The organism is Armatimonas sp., from assembly GCF_043760365.1.
Lineage (GTDB): Bacteria > Armatimonadota > Armatimonadia > Armatimonadales > Armatimonadaceae > Armatimonas.
In genome coordinates this window covers 1-3,407 of the sequence record NZ_JAYUPA010000774.1, presented here as the reverse complement: position 1 = coordinate 3,407, position 3,407 = coordinate 1, and the positions used below count along the sequence as shown (strand labels likewise).

The following is a 3,407-nucleotide window of genomic DNA, read 5'->3' as shown; positions in this document are numbered from 1 at the left end:
CACATATACAGCGAGAAAAACTCGCTCAGGCCGGGCTGACAGCCTACTTCAGTGTAGTTATCGCGGACGCTGACTTTGGGGCTCCTAAACCCGATCCACTGCTCTTCGCGTATGCGGCACAGCAGCTTAAGTTGAGTCCTAGTGAACTTTTGTTTGTTGGGGACTCCCCTGGTGCAGATGTAGCGGGAGCGAACACGGCAGGCTGGATCAGTGTCTATTTAGGTACGGAATCCTGTCTTGAGGCAGCCTTTTCCATCTCCCGATTGGAGGAACTACTCCACCTCCCTCCTCTCCAGGAAACAAAAAGGCCTTGCATTCCTGCACAAGGTCGCCGATACTAGAGATAAAGTAATGTTAGCACGCCCAAGCCTGTTGGAGCTTCTTGCTCCACGCCTCTGGACACCGGATCAGGGACCGGCGGGTTTGATCGTGCTTCCTCCGCCACGAAGACTGGCTATCGTGGTAGGAGGACAGCTCGTTAGGGTGGGAGAAAACCGGAGCACAAGAGGGGCTCCGGAGCAAAGAGAGCAGTTTCAAGCAACACCAGGAGGGTTAGTCATTGTGAGCAGTTCACGAAAACGGGAGCCTGCCCGCACGATCGGACATCCAGATCTTGCATCCGGAGCCAGTGTCCAGCGCGGCGATGTCCTCTATGTCTCTATCGCGGAGGCTGTCTACAAAGAGTCGCGGGGCGAAGCGGTGGAGCTTCACTTCGAGTCTACGGAGGAGGACAACGACGCTCTACGGGAGCTACGAGTGCGGGCGCGTAACCGCTGGGAGAACGACCGCCTGCCCGATGGCTGGACCCGTCCCCTGCCCCTGCCTGCTCCCTCCCCCAAGAAAACGGGGCTCCCTGAGGAGCTACGCGCTCTTGCAGAAGAGTGGAATAGCCGCCAGAAGCCCCACGCAGAAAACACTGAAAACGAAGACGATAATTAGCGATCAGGGCGCTTCCGTAAGACGCAGACGCACCGTCGCTTGCTGGCCATCGCGCAGAAAAATCACCTCGATCTCCTGCCCGATTCTCAGTCCATTCAAGATGCGTCGGTAGCTCGACTCATCCGTGAGTGCCTGACTGGCGAGCTTCAGAAGCACGTCCCCTTGTTGCAAACCTGCCTGTGCCGCAGGAGAGCTTCGGTAGACCGCTCGCACCACAAGCCCCACAGTGCCCTCGGGAAGCTGAAGCATCCGTGACAGACGTGCGGTAAGTTCAGTGGGCACAATCCCATCAAAAGGCCGACGCACTTTCCCGTTGCGTTTAAGCTCTTCGACGATCTGCATGGCGGTCTTGATCGGGATTGCGAAGCCAATATTCTGTGCATCGGAGCGCACCAGAGTGTTAATCCCGACCACCTTGCCCCCCAAATCCACCAGCGCCCCACCCGAGTTGCCCGGATTGATCGCCGTGTCGGTCTGGATCAAGTTCTCGTAGGTGCGCTCCTCCATCACAAGAGGCCGCCCCAGCGCCGAGACAACGCCCGCCGAGACCGAGTGCGAGAGACCCACCGGGTTGCCAATCGCGAGTACGGTCTGCCCCGGCTGGAGAGTGTCGTTCTCCCCGAGCTGCGCAGCGGGCAGACGCTGAGGATCTTGCACCTTGAGAAGCGCCACATCCGTCGCCCGATCCGCACCCACCGCCTGTGCCACAAACGTCCGGCCATCGGCAAGCGCAATCGTGATCTTCCCACCGGTCTGCACCGCGTCTCCCACGACGTGCTGATTGGTCAAGATGTAGCCACCCTCTAGCAAGATCCCGGAACCGGAGCCTCTGGGCACCTCTTGCGTCTCACGCCGCCCCCGGCCGTAGAACCAGTCCTCACGGCTATCGAACACTGTCCGGCTCTGGCGTGCCGTGGTGTCAATCGCCACCACCGAGGGGGCCGCAATCCGAGCTGCCTGCACAATCGGCTCTTTCTCGGCGGAGTAGGGCGGTGCCGCCACCGCCAGCTTGCCGGGAAGCAGTGCCGCTACTCCGCCCGAGCGCCCCGTAACACAGGCCCCCGCAAGAGCGCCCAGGAAAAGCGTTCCCAGAGTGGCGACGGGGCCAGTAAGACGAAAACATGACATCATTTTATACTCCTTCTGTTCTTTGAATATGGTTCTTTTTCATACACAAGCCAAAAATTCATACGCAAGCCAAAAAACAAAGTTCCCTAAAGTCCAGCCGAAGTGAAAGAAATCACGCGTAGAAGACGTCTAAGAAACAAATCACCATGCTGGCTGAGCTTCTTACCCGCCGTCGAGCGGGTTGCCCCGATCTGAAGCGTGTCTTTGATGCCCACAAAGACCGAGTCTTCACCGTGGCGCTCGTCTGCCTAAACGGGGACCAGGCGGCGGCAGAGGATGCGGCTCAGGAGGTATTTGTGCGGCTCTCAGGCAGTTTCGCGGCGAGGCAAAGCTCACCACCTGGCTGCACCGCGTGACCGTGAATATCTGCCGTGATGAGCAGCGCCGCCGCCAGCGCGTCCAGAGGCTTACTGTAGAGCCGCAGCCAGAAGTCGCCTCGCCGGACTTTCATTCTCGCCGAGAGCTCCATGAGGCCATAGAGAGCCTGCCAGAGAACCTACGGGCTCCGATCTTGCTGCGCTTCTTCGAGGGGTTGAGCTACGAGGAAATCGCGACGGTGCTTGGCTGCCCTCCAGGAACCGTCGCCACACGGCTGCACCGGGGCCTCAAACGCCTCGCGACCTGCCTGGGAGAGGAGGAGATCGCACCATGAACGACAATTTGCCCGAGACACCGACTAGCAAACGTTTGCTGGAAGAAGCGGCCCAAATCACCTCCGCGCCCTCAGGGCTCTGGGAACGTGTGGAAAATAAACGAAGCAAAAAGGCGTTTCCAAATCGTCTTTTTGGCCTAGCTCTCGTCACGAGTGCCGCCGTACTCGGACTGACTCTACTTTTACGCCCTAAGACTAAGACAGTGCTCTCGGACTGGCGCTCGAACAACCGCGTGGTGGCTATTGGCGAGACACTGGAGGCTGCACGCAACCCACTCACACTGGCCGCACCGGGGATAGGGACGCTACAGCTCGCTCCGGGGAGCCGTGCCCGCATTCTGGAGAGTCGGCCCGGTCGGCAGCGGCTTGCTCTCGAATCCGGCAGCCTGAGGGCGAAAGTTACGGCACCTCCCCGGCTCTTTGTCGTCGAGACGCCTTCGGCCACAGCGACCGATATGGGCTGTGAGTACTCCCTCACAATCGTCAATGAGGAGCGCTGGCTGGGCGTTTTTCGCCGTCGGAGCGGCTCAGTCCTCACGGTCACGTCCGGGTATGTGGAGATGGTGGATCAAAAAAAGCGGACGGTTCTTGTGCCTGCCGGGGCCAGTGTGCGTGTCATGCCCGATGGCCACCAAGGCCTCCCCTGGTACGGAGACAACCTCCAGCCTGTCGCCGACTACGACACCAC

General features: G+C 59.7%; 6 protein-coding genes. 5 read left to right on the top strand and 1 reads right to left on the bottom strand.

Translation table 11 applies throughout. The annotated features are described in order from the left end of the window. Together ACH2EH_RS18575 and ACH2EH_RS18570 are read left to right on the top strand one after the other, a co-directional pair. Positions 1-341: HAD family hydrolase (locus tag ACH2EH_RS18575; protein WP_395143959.1), on the top strand; the 341-nt coding region annotated here is incomplete at its 5' end. A 10-nt stretch (positions 342-351) separates the two neighbouring features. Next, positions 352-939 (top strand): hypothetical protein, encoded by a 588-nt coding sequence (locus ACH2EH_RS18570; RefSeq protein WP_395143958.1) that lies wholly within the window; start codon positions 352-354, stop codon positions 937-939. A 3-nt stretch (positions 940-942) separates the two neighbouring features. Here the strand turns inward: ACH2EH_RS18570 and ACH2EH_RS18565 are convergent, their stop codons facing one another. After that, positions 943-2,070: a S1C family serine protease gene (locus ACH2EH_RS18565; RefSeq protein WP_395143956.1), complete on the bottom strand. Its 1,128-nt coding sequence runs from the start codon at positions 2,068-2,070 to the stop codon at positions 943-945. Between the two features lie 143 nt (positions 2,071-2,213). Here ACH2EH_RS18565 and ACH2EH_RS18560 point away from each other — a divergent pair, with 143 nt between their 5' ends. The 3 genes from ACH2EH_RS18560 to ACH2EH_RS18550 form a co-directional block, all read left to right on the top strand. After that, a complete protein-coding gene (locus ACH2EH_RS18560) occupies positions 2,214-2,423 on the top strand; it encodes a hypothetical protein (protein ID WP_395143954.1) in 210 nt (69 codons plus the stop codon). A gap of 2 nt (positions 2,424-2,425) precedes the next feature. Then, entirely contained in the window at positions 2,426-2,719 is a 294-nt protein-coding gene (locus ACH2EH_RS18555; protein WP_395143952.1) for an RNA polymerase sigma factor, read from the top strand. Beyond that, positions 2,716-3,407: hypothetical protein (locus tag ACH2EH_RS18550; RefSeq protein WP_395143950.1), on the top strand; the 692-nt coding region annotated here is incomplete at its 3' end. The genes ACH2EH_RS18555 and ACH2EH_RS18550, both read left to right, overlap by 4 nt.

Bases quoted from the DNA above. Each gene is read 5' to 3' on its own strand.
- ACH2EH_RS18560 (WP_395143954.1), top strand. From the start codon at position 2,214: ATGCTGGCTGAGCTTCTTACCCGCCGTCGAGCGGGTTGCCCCGATCTG.
- ACH2EH_RS18570 (WP_395143958.1), top strand. From the start codon at position 352: ATGTTAGCACGCCCAAGCCTGTTGGAGCTTCTTGCTCCACGCCTCTGG.
- ACH2EH_RS18565 (WP_395143956.1), bottom strand. From the start codon at position 2,070: ATGATGTCATGTTTTCGTCTTACTGGCCCCGTCGCCACTCTGGGAACG.